Below are 1,519 nucleotides of genomic sequence, written 5' to 3'. Positions count from 1 at the left end.
AGACCTGAAGAATCATCTAGCCCGAGTTGTCGATCCCCGTTCACGGGCCTACCGTTTGGTTTCCAGATCAAGCGGGCAAGCCCCCGAAGGAGACCGACATGACACTGTACGCAGCCATTGACCTGCACAGCAACAACAGCGTGCTGTGCGTGCTGGATGAATCGGATCGCATCGTGTTCAGCAAGCGACTCTCCAACGACCTGGCCAAGATTGAGCAGGCCCTGCGCAGCTGCCCCGGCGAGATTCAAGGCATCGCCATCGAGTCCACCTACAACTGGTATTGGCTCGTCGACGGGCTGCAGGACGCAGGCTTCGCCGTCCACCTCGTCAACACCTGCGCCGTCAAGCAGTACGACGGGCTCAAGCACACGGGTGACTTCGACGACGCCCGCCACCTGGCCCACCTGCTGCGGCTGGGCATCCTGCCCACCGGGCATATCTACCCGCGCCACGAACGCGCCTTGCGTGACCTGCTCAGGAAGCGCGGCCAGCTCGTGCGCCAGCGCACCAGCCAGGTCCTGAGCATGCAGAACCTCATCGCCCGCAACCTGGGCGCGCATGCCAAGGGCAATGACATCAAGCGCTGGCAAGCCGCCGACATCGACGCCATGCCGCTGTTGCCCGAGCAAGCCCTGGCCCTCAAGGCCAACCTCGCCGTGATGGACTGTCTGGACGAACAGATTCGCTTGTTGGAGCGCGTCATCCTCCAGCAAGCCAGGCCGCGTGAAGTCTTCCAAGCGCTCAACACCGTCCCCGGCATCGGCAAGGCCCTGGCGCTGACCATCGCGCTGGAGTCCGGCGACATGAGCCGCTTTGCCAGCGCAGGCAACTTTGCATCCTACGCCCGCACCGTGGACAGCCGGCGCGAGTCCAACGGCAAGAACAAGGGCAGCGGCAACGCCAAGTGCGGCAACAAGCACCTGGCCTGGGCCTCCATCGAAGCCGCACACTTTGCGGTGCGCTACGACGAGACGATCCGGCGCTGGTTCCAGAAGAAGTGCGCCAAGACGCTGCAGGTCGTGGCCATCAAGGCGGTGGCGCACAAGCTGGCGCGGGCCTGCTTTCATGTGATGAAGACGGGCACGCCGTTCGATGCGGCGCGGGCCTTCGGTTGAGCAGGATTGACGAGTGAAGGGACGGCGCGGGCAAGGCCGAACTGGGGTTGGTTCACAACCATGAGACCTGAATGCCTGCCCGCGTCGATCCCGCCCCAAAGTTCAAGGAGTTCGCAGCGCCCGCAGCCTGAGCCAGATGGGGTTGGAGCCGGATCGTCAGAACGATCGCCCGTGATCGATCACAGACCGGCAGCCACAAGACCTGTGCGATCCACAAGGCTCGCGATGATTGGACGGGCTGGGGAACAGAGGGTTTTCTGGGGCGGTGAATGCCGCCAGGGGCCGCAGGCAAGGCGCATCACTGCGCTATGTCCAAAGCCTTGATCCTGATGGGTGACTGGTGCGCTGCGGCGCAACCAAACATCGAGAACCAAGCGCGCGGTGAGTTCGAGGACGGGGGATGC

Annotated in this window: 1 protein-coding gene; it reads left to right on the top strand. The window is 63.8% G+C overall.

Annotation, left to right across the window (positions count from 1 at the left end; genetic code table 11):
- Nucleotides 1-98 precede the first annotated feature (98 nt).
- A complete protein-coding gene (locus ACYZGB_RS22710; RefSeq protein ID WP_462391249.1) occupies nucleotides 99-1,115 on the top strand; it encodes an IS110 family RNA-guided transposase in 1,017 nt (338 codons plus the stop codon).
- Nucleotides 1,116-1,519: the final 404 nt, after the last annotated feature.

Source organism: Acidovorax sp. Q11 (genome assembly GCF_054950075.1).
The sequence above is the reverse complement of the archived record's forward strand: the minus strand, read 5'-3'. Positions and strand labels throughout refer to the sequence as shown.